At 42.2% G+C, this 18935-nt stretch carries 15 protein-coding genes; 6 read left to right on the top strand and 9 right to left on the bottom strand.

Annotation, left to right across the window (positions count from 1 at the left end; all coding sequences use genetic code 11):
• The first annotated feature begins 88 nt into the window (after positions 1-88).
• The gene (pssA, locus tag AC30SH_RS08015; RefSeq protein WP_212510291.1) at positions 89-1456 is read left to right on the top strand and encodes a CDP-diacylglycerol--serine O-phosphatidyltransferase; all 1368 of its coding nucleotides are present in this window, start codon (positions 89-91) and stop codon (positions 1454-1456) included.
• A gap of 133 nt (positions 1457-1589) precedes the next feature.
• Here the strand turns inward: pssA and uvrA are convergent, their stop codons facing one another.
• On the bottom strand, positions 1590-4421 hold the full coding sequence (gene uvrA, locus AC30SH_RS08010) for an excinuclease ABC subunit UvrA (RefSeq protein ID WP_489582352.1): 2832 nt from the start codon (positions 4419-4421) through the stop codon (positions 1590-1592).
• A 169-nt stretch (positions 4422-4590) separates the two neighbouring features.
• On the opposite strand from uvrA, the gene AC30SH_RS08005 reads away from it, so the two are divergent.
• The 3 genes from AC30SH_RS08005 (at position 4591) to AC30SH_RS07995 (ending at position 8483) form a co-directional block, all read left to right on the top strand.
• The gene (locus AC30SH_RS08005) at positions 4591-5067 is read left to right on the top strand and encodes a single-stranded DNA-binding protein (RefSeq protein ID WP_315027649.1); all 477 of its coding nucleotides are present in this window, start codon (positions 4591-4593) and stop codon (positions 5065-5067) included.
• A gap of 468 nt (positions 5068-5535) precedes the next feature.
• Entirely contained in the window at positions 5536-7107 is a 1572-nt protein-coding gene (locus AC30SH_RS08000; RefSeq protein ID WP_315027652.1) for a VPA1262 family N-terminal domain-containing protein, read from the top strand.
• A complete protein-coding gene (locus AC30SH_RS07995; protein WP_315027654.1) occupies positions 7086-8483 on the top strand; it encodes a hypothetical protein in 1398 nt (465 codons plus the stop codon). The genes AC30SH_RS08000 and AC30SH_RS07995 overlap by 22 nt, the downstream gene beginning before the upstream one ends.
• 293 nt (positions 8484-8776) lie before the next feature.
• Here the strand turns inward: AC30SH_RS07995 and AC30SH_RS07990 are convergent, their stop codons facing one another.
• The 8 genes from AC30SH_RS07990 to AC30SH_RS07955 all read right to left on the bottom strand — a co-directional run bounded on the left by AC30SH_RS07990 (position 8777) and on the right by AC30SH_RS07955 (position 15213).
• A complete protein-coding gene (locus AC30SH_RS07990) occupies positions 8777-9643 on the bottom strand; it encodes a Dam family site-specific DNA-(adenine-N6)-methyltransferase (RefSeq protein WP_489582351.1) in 867 nt (288 codons plus the stop codon).
• A gap of 4 nt (positions 9644-9647) precedes the next feature.
• A complete protein-coding gene (aroB, locus tag AC30SH_RS07985; protein WP_489582350.1) occupies positions 9648-10736 on the bottom strand; it encodes a 3-dehydroquinate synthase in 1089 nt (362 codons plus the stop codon).
• A 33-nt stretch (positions 10737-10769) separates the two neighbouring features.
• Positions 10770-11297 (bottom strand): shikimate kinase AroK, encoded by a 528-nt coding sequence (gene aroK / locus AC30SH_RS07980; RefSeq protein ID WP_048750075.1) that lies wholly within the window; start codon positions 11295-11297, stop codon positions 10770-10772.
• 214 nt (positions 11298-11511) lie between these two features.
• Positions 11512-12936 (bottom strand): type IV pilus secretin PilQ, encoded by a 1425-nt coding sequence (locus tag AC30SH_RS07975; RefSeq protein ID WP_489582349.1) that lies wholly within the window; start codon positions 12934-12936, stop codon positions 11512-11514.
• Between the two features lie 19 nt (positions 12937-12955).
• The gene (locus AC30SH_RS07970; protein ID WP_489582348.1) at positions 12956-13342 is read right to left on the bottom strand and encodes a pilus assembly protein PilP; all 387 of its coding nucleotides are present in this window, start codon (positions 13340-13342) and stop codon (positions 12956-12958) included.
• A gap of 10 nt (positions 13343-13352) precedes the next feature.
• On the bottom strand, positions 13353-13880 hold the full coding sequence (locus tag AC30SH_RS07965) for a competence protein (RefSeq protein ID WP_489582347.1): 528 nt from the start codon (positions 13878-13880) through the stop codon (positions 13353-13355).
• Positions 13877-14395, bottom strand: coding sequence for a PilN domain-containing protein (locus tag AC30SH_RS07960; protein WP_489582346.1), 519 nt, complete (start codon positions 14393-14395; stop codon positions 13877-13879). The genes AC30SH_RS07965 and AC30SH_RS07960 overlap by 4 nt, the downstream gene beginning before the upstream one ends.
• Positions 14392-15213 (bottom strand): competence protein ComA, encoded by an 822-nt coding sequence (locus AC30SH_RS07955; protein WP_489582345.1) that lies wholly within the window; start codon positions 15211-15213, stop codon positions 14392-14394. Before AC30SH_RS07955 ends, AC30SH_RS07960 begins: the two co-directional genes overlap by 4 nt.
• Before the next feature lie 110 nt (positions 15214-15323).
• Here AC30SH_RS07955 and AC30SH_RS07950 point away from each other — a divergent pair, with 110 nt between their 5' ends.
• Complete coding sequence (locus tag AC30SH_RS07950) at positions 15324-17888, top strand: penicillin-binding protein 1A (protein ID WP_489582344.1); 2565 nt, start codon at positions 15324-15326, stop codon at positions 17886-17888.
• A 92-nt stretch (positions 17889-17980) separates the two neighbouring features.
• Positions 17981-18826 carry a 23S rRNA (adenine(2030)-N(6))-methyltransferase RlmJ gene (locus AC30SH_RS07945; RefSeq protein WP_489582343.1) on the top strand — a complete coding sequence of 282 codons (846 nt, stop codon included), beginning with the start codon at positions 17981-17983 and terminating at the stop codon, positions 18824-18826.
• The last annotated feature ends 109 nt before the right edge of the window (positions 18827-18935 follow it).

Here is an 18935-nt window from a genome sequence, read left to right as displayed (position 1 = left end):
CTTTTTTCTACCAAGGGGGGCGATAAATATTGTAAACTATCGCCCCAATTAGGTTCCGACTCATTGAGTACAACAGAGAACAAATTTTATGTTTAGAGATAAGACAAAACGGGCTCAGAAGCGTCTTGAAAGCCTGCCATGTTTAGCTTTACAGGCGGAACAAGTTGAATTTATTTACAGCCCAATGGCATTCAAAAATGAAATTATTCAACTGATCAGACAGGCGAAAACGCGTATTTTTGTGACCGCACTTTACTGGCAAAATGACGAAGCCGGACAAGAAATTCTCGATGAAATTTACCGTGCGAAACAAGATAAGCCTGAACTTGAAGTGAAAATTTTAATTGACTGGCATCGTGCACAGCGCAATTTATTAGGGGCGGAAAAGAGTGCAACCAATGCCGATTGGTATTGTGAACAACGTCAAAAATATCAACTTGCCGATGACCCGAATCTATTTTTCGGTGTGCCAATCAATACGCGCGAAGTGTTTGGCGTGTTGCACATCAAAGGCTTTGTTTTTGACGATACCGTGCTTTACAGCGGTGCTAGTATCAATAACGTGTATTTACAACAAAATGAAAAATACCGTTATGACCGTTATCAGAAAATCACCCATCCGCAGTTGGCTGATAGCATGGTGGCCTTCATTCGCGACTTTTTGTTGAATAGCGATGTGGTGTTGCCGTTGGATAGCGTTAATCGCCCGAAAACCAAAGAAATTCGACAAAATATCCGCCATTTTAGAAAAAATCTTGCACTTAATGGGCAATATAAGCTGTCAAGTGCGGTTGATTTTGGCAATGAATTGACGGTAACGCCGTTGTTTGGTTTAGGCGGCGCGGGCAATGTATTGAATTGCACGATCGAAGATTTATTCCAGCTGGTCGATGAAAAGCTCACTATTTGTACGCCGTATTTTAATTTCCCGCGGACATTGCAACAAAAAATCCGCCATTTGCTACGTAAAGGCAAAAAAATTGAAATTATCGTGGGCGATAAAGTGGCGAATGATTTCTACATTCCACCGGAACAGCCCTTCAAAATGGTGGGGGCATTGCCTTATTTGTATGAAAACAATTTACGCCGCTTCAGCAAAAAGTTTGAACATGAAATGGCACAAGGTCAGCTGATCATTCGGACCTGGAAAGACGGTGCGAATACCTATCATCTAAAAGGCGTTTGGATTGACGATAATTATATTTTGTTGACCGGTAATAATCTGAATCCGCGCGCGTGGCGATTGGATGCGGAAAATGGCTTGTTTATCCATGACCCGAAACAACAACTTTTGCCTCAAGTGGTTCAGGAATTAGATTGTATTCGCCAACATACCACGGTGCTTCAACATTACACCGAGTTGGAAGAAATGAAGCAATACCCGACACCGGTGCAAAAATTATTGAAAAAATTTGCCCGTATTAAAGCGGACAAATTAGTGAAGATGATTTTGTAATCACATTGTAAGTGCATTTACACTCAATATAAAAAAGGATTGTCAGTGAATGACAATCCTTTTTTCGTGATAAACGTCGTGAAAAGAGACCTCACTTTGAGTTGTTTAAGTGCGGTGGAAAAATAAAACGTTTTTAACCTTTCGCCAAAATCCCTTTCAGGAAGCGCGCGGTATGCGAACCTTCTACGTTAGCGACCTGCTCCGGCGTACCGGTGGCGATAATTTGTCCGCCGCCGCTACCGCCTTCCGGGCCGAGATCCACAATCCAGTCAGCGGTTTTAATCACGTCTAAATTGTGCTCAATGACCACGATGGTATTGCCTTGATCGCGCAAGCGGTGCAACACGGAAAGCAGCTGTTTGATGTCGGCAAAATGTAGCCCGGTAGTAGGTTCGTCCAAAATATACAGCGTTTTGCCCGTATCCCGTTTAGAGAGTTCCGTTGCCAATTTTACCCGTTGCGCTTCACCACCGGAGAGGGTAGTGGAAGATTGGCCCAAGCGAATGTAAGACAATCCCACGTCTATGAGGGTCTGTAGTTTGCGCGCAATCATCGGAACAGCATCGAAAAATTCGCGCGCTTCTTCCACGGTCATATCCAACACTTGATGAATGGTTTTGCCTTTGTAGCGAATTTCTAAGGTTTCGCGGTTGTAGCGTTTGCCCTTACATTGGTCGCAAGGCACGTACACATCCGGCAGGAAGTGCATTTCCACTTTGATCACGCCGTCCCCCTGACAGGCTTCGCAACGTCCGCCGCGTACGTTAAAACTGAAACGTCCCGGGTTGTAGCCGCGTGCACGGGCTTCCGGTACGCCGGCGAACAGCTCACGAATCGGGGTAAATACGCCCGTGTAGGTTGCTGGGTTAGAGCGCGGAGTACGACCAATTGGGCTTTGGTCAATATCGATGACTTTGTCGAAAAATTCCAAACCATCTATAGATTTATACGGCGCTGCTTCGGCATTTTCCGCTCGGTTTAATGCGTTTTGAGCAATCGGGAATAAGGTATCGTTAATCAACGTGGATTTGCCTGAGCCGGACACGCCGGTGATACAGGTAAATAAGCCGACCGGAATTTCTAAGTTGACGTTTTTCAGGTTATTACCTGATGCGCCAAACAACTTGAGTGTTTTTTTCTTATCAAGTGCGGTACGTTTTTTCGGTATTTCGATTTTTTCCGCACCGGATAAGAATTTACCTGTCAATGAATTTGGATTTTGCATGATTTGTTGCGCCGTACCTTCCGCAATAACATTGCCACCATGCACACCTGCGCCTGGGCCGATGTCGATAATGTGGTCGGCGCTTAAAATCGCATCTTCATCGTGTTCCACCACAATCACAGTGTTGCCGAGATTTCGTAAGTGAATCAAGGTATTGAGCAAGCGTTCGTTATCCCGTTGATGTAACCCGATAGACGGCTCATCCAACACATACATCACACCGACCAAGCCGGCACCGATTTGGCTGGCAAGACGAATGCGTTGTGCTTCACCACCAGATAGCGTTTCAGCGGAGCGGGAAAGGGAAAGATAATTCAAGCCCACATTCACCAAAAATTGTAACCGCTCTTTGATTTCTTTCAGAATCTTCTCGGCGATTTGTGCTTTTTGTCCACTCAGTTGTAGCTCTCCAAAAAAGCTCAAGGCTTCGCCGATGCTTTTCTCCGATACATCAGGCAGATTGGTTTGCTCAATATAAACATTGCGTGCCTCGGGACGCAGACGCGAACCACCGCAATCGGCACAAGGGCGATTGCTAATGTGTTTGGCAAGTTCTTCCCGTACTGACATGGATTCCGTTTCTTTATAACGGCGCGCCATGTTGTTCAAAATGCCTTCAAAGACATGGTGGCGCAACACGACATCGCCGCGATCGTTCATGTATTGGAATTCAATTTCTTCCTTGCCGGAACCGTGCAAAATAATCTGTTGAATTTTTTTCGGCAGTTCTTCAAAAGGCGTTTCAATATCGAAATGATAGTGTTTCGCCAGGGACGTGAGCATTTGGTAATAATAGAAATTGCGACGATCCCACCCTTTAATGGCGCCATTGGCAAGGGAAATGCTCGGATTTTGCACCACGCGTTTTTCATCGAAATATTGTTGCACGCCCAAACCGTCACAAGTCGGGCACGCACCGGCAGGGTTATTAAAGGAAAACAGACGAGGTTCCAGTTCCGGTACGGAATAGCCACAGTGCGGACAGGCAAAGTTGGCAGAGAACACCAGTTCTTCCGCCTTCGGATCGTCCATATAAGCGACAACCGCCGTGCCGCCGGAAAGCTCGAGCGTGGTTTCAAAGGATTCCGCCAATCTTGTGGCTAAATCCGACCGCACTTTAAAGCGATCCACCACCACTTCAATGGTATGTTTTTTCTGTAATTCCAGTTTTGGCGGATCGGATAAATCACAAATCTCACCATCGATACGGGCGCGAATGTAGCCTTGCGCGGCAATTTGTTGTAATAATTTAACGTGTTCACCTTTGCGCTCTTTTACCACCGGCGCCAACAACATCATTTTGCTTTCTTCAGGCAGGGAAAGCACTTTATCCACCATTTGGCTGATGGTTTGTGCCGTGAGTGGCACATTGTGATGAGGACAGCGCGGCTCGCCCACGCGGGCAAACAACAAACGCAGGTAATCGTGAATTTCGGTAATGGTACCCACCGTTGAACGCGGGTTGTGTGAGGTAGATTTTTGCTCAATAGAAATAGCTGGTGAAAGCCCTTCAATATGGTCTACATCGGGTTTTTCCATTAATGACAAAAATTGACGTGCATAGGCGGACAAGGATTCCACATAACGGCGTTGCCCTTCGGCATACAGCGTATCAAAGGCTAAAGAAGACTTACCTGAGCCGGATAAGCCGGTAATGACGATTAATTTATCACGGGGAATGGTTAAGTTAATATTTTTCAGATTGTGGGTTCTTGCACCACGAATATCGATGGTATCCATAATAGATTTTATAAATGAAAGAAGTGTAAATTTGCGGCGATTATCGCACATTCCTAAATAACTGTGCAAATATCCAGTTAATTTTATTGAAGGCATGGATTTCTTTGTTATTTTCAGGCAGAATAAGGCAAAAATTTTGCCCCTAAGATTGAATAAAAAAGAGGATATTATGGCTGGAGTAAATAAAGTAATTATTGTTGGTAATTTAGGTAACGATCCTGAAATCCGTACAATGCCAAATGGCGAAGCGGTTGCCAACATCACGGTTGCCACCAGTGAAAGCTGGAATGATAAAAACACCGGCGAACGCCGTGAAGTGACTGAATGGCACCGCATTGTGTTCTATCGCCGTCAAGCAGAAGTGGCAGGTGAGTACTTACGCAAAGGCTCTAAGGTCTATGTTGAAGGACGTTTAAAAACCCGTAAATGGCAAGATCAAAACGGCCAAGATCGCTACACCACAGAAATTCAAGGCGACGTTTTACAAATGTTAGACAGTCGCACTGATCGCCAATCCGGTGGTTATGCACCAACCGCTCAACCAACTTATCCAAGCCAAGCGCAGAGCGCACCACGTGCAACCCCTGCAAGCAAACCGGCAGCCGAAGCACCGATGGATAACTTTGATGATGATATTCCATTCTAAGGAACACAGTGCAAAATTAAAAAGGGTCTGATGTGATGTCAGACCCTTTGTTTTTTGTGGCATAACGTCGGTGTATTTTTAACGTAAAAGTGCAGTCATTTTTCTTGGCGTTTTTTGCTGTAAATATTGCAAATTTTGACCACACTTTTTTTATCGTGATAAGAAAATAGAACATTTTAGAACGCAATTACTGGATACTACGACATTTCCAACGTAAGAGTTTTTTGTAAGGCGTTTATTCATTGATTAATCCTTAGGAAAATTGACACAAGCATAGATGCTTGCGCCATCGGAGGGGATAGAACGATACCTGAGCAGCAAAGTACAGCTGGTTAGGGGTAAGTATAGTAAAATAGCATCAAGACAGTAATAATTAAATTTAGGACTAGCCCGTATAAGGTTAAGATTTTGATGGAAAGGTAAATAGATGAAGGGATTTCTTTGCGGATTATTGTATGGAGAAATTAAATGACTGTTGAATCGATGGAAAGAATATTAGCAATGCCCTCTATCGGTAATTTTAAATGTATTGAGCTTTTTGAAGTGATTGGTATAAAAGATAATAACCCGCCTTTTAATATTTTCTCACTAGCAGTTGCTCATGAGACAGATTTGCCTTTGACAGAGAAAGAGAAAATTACACCAAATCTTATTAAATTAAAGGCTGATAAATCTCTAAAGTTTGGAGTTTTTAAAAGGATTGTTTCTATAGAAGATTTTCTTAATATCATTTCTTACTTAGTTACTCCAGGTTCGAATGGAGATAATGGTAATAAACTTTGTTATGGCCAGTTAAAAGGTATTCCTCCAGTTTATGTTCCAGCCTTAGAGCGAGGAAGGAATGAGTTTTTAGGTTTACTCAAGAATAATTTTTTTGGTGGTTCACATCTTTTTGAATGGTTTGATGAAAGCAAAGAGTATGTTGCGCCACTGATAGACAATTTCGCTGCCTTAGACGAATTTTCTGAAAAACTACAGGAATACTTACCCGTTAAAATCGGTACTCATTCTGATAGATTGGGCAATATCGTCGTACAAATTTCTTGTGCTGCGACGGTGTTTACAATAGAAAGAAGAGATAAACACAGTCATCAGTTATTATCTAATTTAGCAGTTAGTCCTCATTTTTCAGGAGAGATAAACTTTTCAGGTATTTTTTGGCGGGAACAACATGGCAGTATTGTTGATTTTCAAAAAATTTCATTGGTTATAGGAGAAAATATCATCCCTTTTCAGCAAATTAATGGAAGTGGATATTATGTAATTTGGGATGAAAATAATCAGATAATTTGCAATGGCGGCCAAGTACCCTCCTTCGTCGAGATTGTAAATTCCTCTATGAACCTGCATGAGTATAATCAACGAATATTCAAATTACCTAATGGAAAAGAGAAAAGAATTAATATTTTTACCCCGACATCACAAAGTCAAATTGGCAATAAGACTAAAGATTATCGAAATTGGGTTAGAAATAGATTTCTTAAAATAGAAAAACAAGAATTACATGATACTTTAAAATTGAGACAATTTAAGCGGGATATGCGTCAAGAAGCGTTGGATTTTATTAGAGAGTTGATTGAAAAATATGGAAAAAATGGTATTTATCTTTGGGATCCCTATTTGAATGCAAAAGATTTATTGGAAACTGTATTTTTTAGCCCGTATGCTAATTCGCCAATCAAAGCACTAACAGGCTTAAAAATTGCTCCACAAGAAAATAAAACACCATCTTATAAAGCCGACCTTGCAAACGAAATTAACCAAGCAATTCGTCAAGTTAGCTGGTTAAATCTGATCTTTGTCAACGCTGACCGTTCTAAGGTTGGCGATTTTCATGACCGTTTTATTATTTTTCCACAAGCTATAGATGAACCCGTAAGAGCTTGGTCATTGGGAACATCGGTGAATAGCTTAGGGAAAAGTCATCACATTATTCAAGAAGTTGAAGATGGGCAGATTATTGCTGATGTTTTTGAAGAAATGTGGGAACAATCAATTTGCAACGAGAGTAATATCCTATGGAAATCCAAGAACAATTAACTACAGCTCAAATACTTTGCCTCGTGCAATCCTCTGATTATGATACCGGCATTCCTGATGAAATACTTTCTTTATTTGGTGAGCATTTTGATTTTGCCAATTGGAAATGGAAGGAGAAAGATCATTTCTGGCAATATTATAATAATTTTTATCCATCAAGCATTAATTACCATGATGCGGTTATTTATATTGATAATCTTGATAAGAAAAATAGGCTGATAGAAAGTATTTCATGGCTGATTAACACTTTGCAAGATGAGCATTCTAGTGAGAAAGATCAAAAGATCGCTTTTGAATTGACTTTTCTTCTTCCTAAATTTTGGGCAATCAGCTACGAAGAAGGAATTATTTTCTCTCAATCCTCTAAAAATTTAGCGATGAGATATTTATCTCATCTGAAAATTGAGTTGTCTACTCTCCAAAATGCATCAATTAATGACAATGAGAGAATGGATTCTCTAACAGAAAATTTAGAAAATGAACGATGGAAAGAACTCGCAGAAGATAAATGGCATTTAAATGAATTATATAATCACCTGTCTTTAAATTTTCATCAATCATATTCATTTATATCCGAACACTATGACTGCGAAATCTTGTCATTGATTAATCAGGAAATGAAGGTTTTTAATCTTTTATATTGGCTTGCTTTACTACCAGAAAAATATCGCCAGCCTTTTGTGCTGCAAACAACTAAAAATTTAGCTAAATTTCTTTTGCTGTTTGAATTAGATCATTTATCTAGAAATGAGATGAAAGACGAGCAAATCCAATTATCAGATATTTGGGAAGATTGCCCTAATGAATGGTTTGATATTTTTAACCAATATCCGGTCAGATACCCTTCTTTACAGCTAGGATTCGGTGCGTTTTTGACTAATGCTACCGATGAAAAAATCCGCATTTATATTGACAGTTTACAATTAAATCAAGATGAGGCAACTATCAAAGAATGTTTGGAGTATTTTTTTGCTCATGCTGATGAAAATAGGGTTCAGTATTTATGCAAATTAGCTTTTGAGAAGTGGAAGGACTGGGATTTTGGGAATCCTTACTCAATTGCTAGAAGTGTCCTAGATAGAGCTTTAGTGAAATATTTCCAAATAATGCTTCCTAAACAGGATAGAGAAAATTTCATTCAAAACGAAATTAATCAAATCCTGAATTTCCAACAGCAATGGTTTGCTTCGATTGTAGCGCTAGATAAATTTGTTTATCTGCATTTATCCCGAATGCAACAAGCTTGTATTGCTGAAGAATTAGAAAAAGACGCATCACTATCGTTTGAAGATATTCAGAAGCGTGTTTATTTTCCTGCTCAATTTGACAATGATTTAAGGTGGAGAAATTGGATTGATTTGGATAAATTTTATTAAGACAAATGACAAGTTGCAAACTGAGAGTTTGGGTGAAACCTAACAATCAAAAAAAATCGTCCGAATTTTTATTTTCAGATGATTTTTGATTATTCACTGGCATTCGAATCGCTTCAGGCTACGTAATCATGGGTAAATGCTAGGTCGGTGGTGTTTTGTTTTTGAGGAGGAATATGCTCAACAAACTGCTTTTGTTAACAAAAAAGTACAAAAATGATAAAGGGCTGACGTTATGTCAGACCCTTTGTTTTTTTATAACATAAAGTCGGTGTATTTTTAACGTAAAAGTGCAGTCATTTTTCTGTGTGTTTTTCTGCTTTAAATATTGCGATCAGCTCCCGTACTTTAATTCGCTTATGTGACGCTTGGCTGATGGAGCGTTGTACTTTTAAACGGCGGATTTTCGCGCCTTGGTAGATTTCACGGGTGAATGGCGTGTCGTGGTTGGAGATGACCACTTGGATGTTGCGTTGTTTTACGGTGTCTTTGGCAAGGTTGGCAAGATCACGCTGGTGGGCGATGGAAAATTCATTGCCGGAATAATTGGTGAAATTGCTGTCTTGTGAAAGAGGGGCGTAAGGGGGATCGCAGTAGATGACTGAATTTTCATCCGCCATTTGGAAGGTTTGTTGAAAATCGGTGCAAATAAAGATCGCACTTTGTGCTTTCGTTGAGAAAAAACGGAGTTCTTCTTCCGGGAAATAATGGGTTTTGTAAGCACCGAAAGGCACATTAAATTCGTTTTTGGAATTGTAGCGACACAAGCCGTTAAAACCAAAACGGTTTAAATACAGGAATAATACGGCACGTTGGAAGACATCGGTGCTTTGGTTAAATTCTTGACGCTTGCTGTAGTAGTAACTTTCCGTATTGGCATCGGGGTGAAAGAAAACCGGTTTGCATGCTTGGATATAGCCTTCTACATCCTGTTTGACGATATTGAATAGGTGGATTAAATCAGGGTTGATGTCTGCCAGAATGTAGCGTTCAAAATGGCTGTTGAGAAATACCGCACCGGCGCCGACAAACGGTTCGACCAAACATTGTTTGCGTTTTGGCAATAAGCGGTTGATTTCGTCTGTCAGACGATATTTACCGCCCGCCCATTTAAGAAAGGGGCGGCTTTTGGTTTTTGTTGTGGGGTTAGCGGGTTTAGGCATGGGGTTAGTCAACTTGCGTACAACGATTGATGGCTTCAATCACCTGTTCTTGTGGGATATCCGTCGCCACATAAGCCTGTCCAAGCGCTTTGAGGAGCACCAAACGCAATTTGCCATTGAGCACTTTTTTATCACGCATCATTAGCGGCAAGTAATCTTGTGCGATCATGCCATCCGGTGAAACGGTTGGTAAATTGGCGCGCGCTAAAAGTTTTTCTAAACGTGCGACATCATGCGGGGTTAAATCGCCTAATTTTTCTGATAACGCAGCAGCCATCATACAGCCGGCGGATACCGCTTCGCCGTGTAACCAGTTGCCGTAACCTAAATGGGTCTCGATGGCGTGGCCGAATGTGTGGCCCAGATTTAATAGCGCACGATCGCCTTTTTCCGTTTCATCACGCGCCACAATATCTGCTTTTAATTGGCAACAACGGGCGATACATTGTTGTAATGCGTTTTGCTCAAGGGCGACTAAATTATCGATGTGTTGTTCTAGCCATTGGAAAAAGGGGAAATCTAAAATCGCACCGTATTTTATGACTTCGGCTAGGCCGGCGTTGACTTCACGTTTTGGTAAGGTGTTTAGGGTGAGCGTATCGACAATGACGGCACTCGGTTGATAAAACGCGCCGATCATGTTTTTGCCTAATTCGTGATTTACCGCAGTTTTACCGCCCACGGAAGAATCTACTTGGGCTAATAACGTCGTCGGGATTTGAATAAAACGTATGCCACGTTGATAGCTTGCTGCGGCATAGCCTGCCACGTCACCGATGACACCGCCGCCTAATGCCACGATCGTGGTATCGCGTCCGTGGTTGGCTTTTAAAAGTGCGGTGAAAATCAGGTTCAAAGAATCCAGGGTTTTGTATTGTTCGCCGTCCGGCAATAACACGTGCTCAACAAGACAACCGATTTTTTCTAAGGTGTCCGTCACGGTGGAAAGATAATGTTGTGCAACAGTTGGATTGGTCACGATCATGACTTTATTGCCGGATTCCAACGGATAGCAATCGGTATTCGTGAGTAATCCGGCACCGATATGAATCGGGTAGCTTCTTTCTTTCAATTCAACATTTACACACAACATTTACTTTACCTTTGAGGTGTTTAACCGTTCGTATTAACCGTTGTAGTTGTCAATCAGGTCGATAATTTGTGTCGCCATGACTTTGGCACTTTGTTCGTCAGTCGGCAGGGTGATGTCCGCCACTTCTTCATAAAGTGGATTGCGAACTTTAGCTAAGTCTTCCAACACTTGGCGTGGATCGGTCACATCTTGCAATAATGGACGTTTTTTGTCTCGCTGTGTGCGTTGATATTGTTTATCCACGGTGGTTTCGAGATAAATCACGATGCCACGAGCGGAAAGGTGATTACGGTTGTCTTTTGATAACACAGCGCCGCCACCGGTCGATAATACGATGCCTTGACGTTGCGTTAATTCATTAATGAGACGTTCTTCTCTTTTACGGAACCCTTCTTCGCCCTCAACATCAAAAATCCAACCGATATCGGCACCGGCGCGTTCTTCAATTTCCGCATCGGTATCGACGAAATCCATGTTGAGTAATTGTGCGAGTTGGCGACCGATGGTGCTTTTACCTGCACCCATAGGGCCCACTAAGAAAATATTACGTTTTTCTGCCATTGCTATAATCTTAAATTTATGTCGTCGTAAAGAATGTGATCTTTTAGAAAATAAGAAACGACCGCAAGTCATGATTCATGTGGTCGTGTGAAAGTTTTGAATAAAATTGAAAAGATCACCCCAAAATTGCTCGAGATTATCTCAATAAATCGCCATTCTTTTCAACATAAACAGGCGATTTATTTCGTTTATCCCGCGTTAAAGGCAAAATAAACTACGGATTTCTTTCCTTTTTCAGTTTGTTTTGTGCGGTCTTGGATTTCTCTTGTTTCTTGTTCTTTTTCTCTGTTGACTGCTTGCTCTTCAAGTTTTCCAATGTCTCACCCTGGCGCAAAATATGTGGCGTGACGAAGATCACCAATTCCCGCTTTTGGTGGCGATCACTTTCTTTGCTGAATAAATGCTTAATGCCGGGAATGTCTCCCAGTAATGGCACTTTGTCCAAGCTTTTGGTAATGGTGTCGTGAAAGACCCCGCCAAGTACGATCGTTTCACCATCCTTGGCGAAAACTTGCGTATTAATTTCTTGTTTATCAATGGAAACCACCTCGCCTAAACCGTATGCCACGCGGCTGCCCGGGGCATTCTGACTGACAATTAAATCCAACAGAATTTGCTTATCCAAGGAAATGTGCGGTGTGACTTCCAACCCTAATACGGCTTCGCGAAATTCCACACTTTGCGTGCCACTTTTTTCATTCACCATAATGTAAGGCAATTCCGTCCCTTGCTTAATGCTGGCACTTTTCTTATTAGTGGTAAGCAAACGTGGGCTGGCGATAATTTCCACATTGTTTTCCCGTTCAAGTGCGGTCAATTCTAAGTCTAAAAGTCGTCCGTTGATTTTAGCCACTTGTAACGCGAGAGACCCAGCCGGTGTCGTGGCGGTCGGCAGGTTCACGTTTAATTGATTCGCAATATTGTCAAATCCGTTCGCTGCCAGGCTTCCCCCGATTCTGTGGGCGTTTTCCGTTGGGTTGAAAATTCCCCAACGGACACCTAATTCTTTCAAACTTTCCGCGTTGATGGTGACGATGCGTGCTTCTATGGCAATTTGTTCAATGGGCTTATCCAATTCTTTGATCAATTTCTTCAAGTTGGTGATAGATTTCGGTTCATCTTGAATCAGTAAGAGATTGCTGCGGTCATCAAAGGTAATGCTGCCATTCGGCGATAACATCGACCCGTTACCGCCGGTAAGCGATTTCATCACTTCAGAGGCTTTGGCAAAGTGCAGTTTAATGGTGGCCGTCGCGAGCGAGGTTTCTTCCTCCGATGGTAGGGCTGCAATGGGTTGAGGTTCTGTGATATTGCCGGCAAATTTGGCGGCGGTATCACGTTTACTTAAATAATAAATGCCGTCCTCCTGCCATAAATCTAATTGTTTGATTTTGGCAACGGAACGAAAGAGCTGATCTAAATCTACGTTATCTAACTTTAATGTCAGTGTGCCTTGTAATTCGTCGTCAATCAGCAAGTTAACATTTTGCGCCAGCGCAAGTTGTTGTAAGGTTGGCACTAAAGGCGCTTGTTTGAGTTGAATGGAAAAGGTTTGATGTTGTTCGGCATGCACGGTGAACGTGAAAAAACATCCGAAAAACAGACCGCACTTTAAGATCTTGAGAAAAAGCGATTGCATGATATTTCCTTACAATGATTTAAAACTGCACATTAAACGGGAGAGTCGGTTCACAATGTTGATTGTTTTCTCTGCGCAGAAACGAAATTTGCTGTTTGGTGATATGGTTTATTTTGATTGCTTCTGTGGCGATGACATCACCAACGTTAGCCAAATGAACCAGCTGATCGACTTGTAAAATAAGTTGCCAATCTTTTTGTTGCTGAATGATGCCGACAATCTGAATTTGAGCAAAAGGCGTATTTGGGAAAAGCCCTGTTTGGCATGAATGCTCAAGCACTTGACCTTGCTTTTGGACATGTTCTGATTTGGTGCGATGGCGTTGTGTTTTATCAAAAGGATCATTCGCTGCTGCGGGTAAGCTGAGCAAAATGCCCAATATTAAGCATAAAAGTGGTTCTCGCATTCGTTTTTCCTTAGTTTCCTTTGCTATTTAATTGAAATAAAAGTGCTGTTTGAATGGATGATGTTTCATTGGCTTCATCGCTTTGCAGCACTTGCCATTCCACGAGTTCCAATTCTATGTTCGCGTTTAAAAGTGCGGTCAAAAATGAATGTAAATCTTTGAAATGACCTTGAAGTTGTAGCCTGAGTAAGGGCTTTTGATGGAAATCCCATTGGCTTTGTACGATTTGCAAACGTTGAGCAAGTTGTTGGATTTGTTGATTTATCGGCGGCAGTTTGGCAGCCAGCGCCGGTGTGAGTAATTGCGTTGCCGCTTTCTCTTTTAGCGTTGCTAAAAGTTTTTGTTGATGTGCCAAACTTTCCCGTTGCGTTTGTAATTGTTGCTCCATATGTGTCATGTGAGCACGTTGTTGCCAATAATGCTGCAAGGGGAAAGAGAGGATAAATCCGCCGAGGAAAAATAACGTGGAGTGTTGTTTCCAGGGATGTAATCGGTGCCAATGGGCCAATGTCTCGGTAAGTTTTTCTCTGAAATTCATGGTGTTGTTTTTATCTTTACATCAAATTGGAAACGTAGTTCTTGGGCTTGTGGTTTAAATTCCACCAGATTAACTTCGCGAAATAACGGTTGTGCGGAGAGATATCCATTGAGGTGAGAAAATTCTTCTTGATTTTCAGCATATCCCTTGAGCATAAGATGTTCGCTATTGAGGTGTAACTCCGTTAATTCACCTTGTGTAAGTGGAAACTCAGCTAATTGATGTAACAAAGAAAAAAGTGTTTCTTTTGGGATTTCCTGAAGGGTTTCCAATTGCGCATAACTGTGGCGAAATTGTTGAATCTGTTGCTGTGTCGCCTGTAATTCTTGTTGGTGAGTGGTGTATTGCAACTGTGCTTTGCCTGCATTGTCGGTATAGTTTTGCGCAAAATGGGTGAGTAATAATGTGCCGATCGTACACAAGGTTGCCCCAATAAATAGGGTAACGAACAAACGCCGATTTTTCTGTCGCAGCTGTTTAATGCGCCAAGGCAACAAATTCATGTCTTTTTTCATGTCATTTTCTCTAAAGATGGCGCTTTAACATCAAAAAGTGCGGTGGATTTTTGTAACGTTTCTTGTTGCCATAGAGCATTGCCAAGGGCGATAAAAGGAAGGGAGGTGTTTATTCCCACCCAGTCTGATCCAATGTGTGGCGTAGATTCAGTGCTGTAATAGAACGCTTTTTCCGGTTTTTCATCATAACGCTGGCAATATTGCTCAAAAAGTGCGGTCAAATTTCCGTCCGTTTGAAACAGTGTTTGGGTTTGTTGTCGTTTTTGGTGAATCGCTAATGCGCCGCTTTCGTCTTGGTACAACACTAAGGCGTCGATCGGTAATGGTTGCTCTAAAATATATTCGCTGGCGCGTAAAACAGCTTTGGCAACGCTATCTAACACATCAATTTGCAAGGGAATAAATTGATTTAAATAGTTTTTCGCAATTTGTTGTCTAATGGCGAAAATATCTAAACGAAATCCTTGTTTTAGTGGTGTGGCGGTATAGTCGTACCAAACCTCATCAAGTGGAATCGGTAATTCATGGGTAAGGGTAAAATGACACTGTTGTTCACATTCTTGGGTGTTTAGATTCTGCGGCAGAATAAGACTCTTTTGCCAGATATGCTGCGGCATAATGGCGGTGATGTATTTATAGTTTGCTCTTCTCGGTGATTGATTTAATTTCTGATTTAACGTGGAGGAGAGCGTCAGTAAATCCAGTTCGCTACATTGTAAGAACTGGGCTTGGTTTTGTGAATCGAACCAAAGAACATCAATATGTTGTGGGTGGTAGCAAAGGCCGACTTGAATGGCTGACTGATGTCTGATGAACATGAAGTATCCTTGTTTGCAATATTTACTGTCGTTTTTGTTGCGTAGTCTTTATACTTAGCCACTATATTTTTAATTCCTTTTATTGCCTTTAACTAAGTGAGAATTTTTCGATGCGGATCGCAAAATTAATATTAAGTTCCTTATTAACGTTGTTCATTTTGGGTTGTATCGCTGTGGGTGTTGTCTATGTGCAGCTAAAATCCGATTTGCCGGATGTGGAAACATTGAAAACGGTTGAGTTGCAACAGCCAATGCAAATTTATACTTCTGACGGGAAGTTGATTGGCGAAGTAGGCGAACAGCGTCGTATTCCGGTGAAATTAAATGATGTGCCGCAAAAGTTAATTGATGCGGTATTGGCGACGGAAGACAGCCGTTTTTATGAACACCATGGGCTAGACCCGATCGGGATCGGCCGTGCCGTGATGGTGGCGATCAGTAAAGGTGGCGCTTCCCAAGGGGCGAGTACCATCACGCAACAGTTGGCGCGTAACTTCTTCTTAACGCCGGAAAAAAGTTTGATTCGTAAAGCCAAAGAGGCGATTTTAGCTATAGAGATCGAAAATGCGCTGGATAAAAATGAAATTCTTGAGCTTTACCTAAATAAAATTTATTTGGGATACCGCTCTTATGGTGTGGCAGCCGCGGCAAAAACCTATTTTGGTAAAGAATTAAATCAACTGACTTTGTCCGAAATGGCGGTGATTGCAGGTTTGCCGAAAGCCCCTTCTACGATGAATCCGCTTTTTTCCCCGAAACGTGCGTTAGAGCGCCGTAATGTAGTATTGGGGCGTATGTTGGATCAAAAATATATTTCTCAAGAAGAGTATGATGCTGCGTTGAAAGAACCGATTGTCGCCAGCTATCACGGTGCGCAATTGGATTTTCGTGCTGATTACGTCACAGAAATGGTGCGTCAGGAAATGGTAAAACGTTTCGGTGAAGAAGACGCCTATACCAAAGGCTATAAAGTGTACACCACGGTGCTTTCCAAAGATCAGGAAACGGCACAAAAAGCGGTGCGCGATAATTTAATCGCTTACGATATGCGTCATGGTTATCGTGGTGGTGAACCCTTATGGAAAAAAGGCGAAGCCTCTTGGGATAATGACACCATTATTGGTTTTTTGAAAAAGTTACCAAATTCTGAGCCGTTTATTCCGGCTGCTGTCATGAATGTATCTAAATCCGGTGCAGAGCTTTTATTGGCATCCGGTGAGAAAATAACGTTGCCAAGCAGTGCGATGCGCTGGACGGGACAGTCTGCTCCGGTGAAAATAGGTGAGCAAATTTGGCTACGTAAAAACGACAAAGGCGAATGGATCTTAGGGCAAATTCCACGTGCCAATTCGGCGTTGGTTTCTTTAAATAGTGACAATGGCGCCATTGAAGCGATTGTGGGTGGTTTCAGTTTTGAACAAAGTAAGTTTAACCGTGCAACACAATCATTAGTGCAGGTGGGTTCTTCCATTAAACCGTTCATTTATGCGGCAGCATTGGAAAAAGGGTTGACCTTATCTAGTGTGTTACAAGATACGCCTCTTGTGTTGAAAAAGCCTGGTCAAAAGGAATGGCGTCCGAAAAACTCACCGGATCGTTATGATGGTCCTTTACGTTTACGTGTGGGACTAGGCCAATCTAAAAACATGATTGCCATTCGCTCCATGCAAATGGCCGGTGTCGAGTTTGTTGCGGATTTCTTGCAACGTTTTGGCTTTAAACGAGATCAGTATTTTGCTAGTGAAGCACTTGCATTAGGAGCGGCTTCCTTTACGCCGCTTGAAATGGCGCGTGGTTACGCAGTATTCGATAACGGTGGTTATTTAGTTGATCCTTATATTATCAATAAAATCTTAGATAATACCGGCAAGGAAATTTTTGTGGCCAACCCTAAAGTCGCCTGCCTAACTTGCGACAGTATTCCTGTCATTTACGGCGAAACGGAAAAATTAGATGGTTTCAAGAATACCGATTTGACCATGGCTGACGATTTGAAACGCAGCGATGATTCCACGAACGGCGAAGAAGTGGATCAAGGTGAAACTGTGCCGGATATTCCGGAATTGCAGCCACGCATTGATGCTGTGAAAGAAGAAAATTTAAATTTCATGGCGCAAGCAAAAACCAACAGCTCGCAAGTCGAGTATGCACCACGTGTCATTAGCGGTGAATTGGCGTTCTTAATTCGTAGCGCATTAAATACGGCGATTTATGGTGAACAAGGATTGGATTGGAAAGGCACCAGTTGGCGCATGGCAAATGAGATCAAGCGTAAGGATATTGGTGGCAAAACCGGGACGACCAATAACTCCAAAGTGGCGTGGTATGCCGGATTTGGCGCAAACTTAACGACGGCTGTGTATATTGGTTTTGATGACAATAAATTCGATTTAGGTCGCGGAGAGGCCGGTGCGAAAAGTGCGATGCCGGCATGGATTAGTTACATGAAGGCCATTTTGAAAGAGGTGCCTGAACGTACCTTGCCAACCCCGGCGAATATTGTCGAGAAAAACATTGATCCGCGTTCCGGATTATTATCTGGTGGTGGACGTGTCGAATACTTCATTAAAGGCACCGAGCCGACCCGAGCTTATGTGGAAGAACGTGGTTATTATGTGCCTAGCGATCTGCAGGAAAGCGGCGCACCGGGTGGACAACGGGAAGAATTATTCTAGACCGAGACTTGTTTTTGAAGCCCGGTAGCTGTCGGGCTTCCTTTTTGGGGAAAAGTGCGGTCATTTTATTTAATGTTTTATAAGTAGGAATTATGCTCAGTTATCGTCATAGTTTTCATGCGGGCAACCATGCGGATGTGTTGAAACATATCGTGTTAATGCTGATTATCGAAAGCCTGCAACAGAAAGATAAAGGTTTTTATTATTTAGATACCCATGCAGGCGCAGGGCGTTATCGTTTATTTAGCGCAGAAGCGGAGAAAACGGCTGAATATGTGGATGGCATTGGTCGTTTGTGGGGGCGTGAGGATTTACCGCCTGAAGTGGCACGCTATGTGGCACTGATTAAAAAACTCAATTATGGCGGCAAAGAATTGCGCTATTACGCTGGTTCCCCTTTGTTGGCAGCGAATTTATTGCGCCCACAGGATCGTGCGCTGATGATGGAATTGCACCCAAGCGAGTTTCCTTTGTTACGCAATAATTTCAAAGAATTTGAAAATGTGACGGTGAAAATCGGCGATGGTTTTCAGCAAGTCAAAGCCACATTGCCGCCTAAAGAGCGTCGTGGCTTGGTGCTAATTGATCCCCCTTATGAACTGAAAGAAGACTATGATTTGGTGGTGAAAACCATTGAAGAGGGTTATAAACGTTTTGCAACCGGTGTGTATGCGATTTGGTATCCGGTGGTGTTACGTCAGCAAACTAAACGTATTGTAAAAGGCTTAGAGGCCACGGGGATTCGTAAAATTTTGCAAATTGAATTGGCGGTGCGCCCGGATTCTGATCAACGTGGCATGACGGCGAGCGGTATGATTGTGGTGAATCCACCTTGGATGTTGGAACAACAGATGAAATCCATTTTGCCGTATTTAACCACCGCACTTGTGCCGGAAGGCACCGGCAGTTGGTCGGTAAACTGGATTACACCTGAATAAGATGACGCCAGCATAAGATAATACCGATTAGACCGATTTATCCTATTTGTTTGATTTGTGAACATCCTTTGGGCAGAATAGCGCCCAATTTATTAATAAGGAAAAGAGT

Source organism: Aggregatibacter sp. HK296, assembly GCF_980469475.1.
Note: the sequence above shows the minus strand (reverse complement) of the source record. Positions and strands in the feature narration are given on the sequence as shown.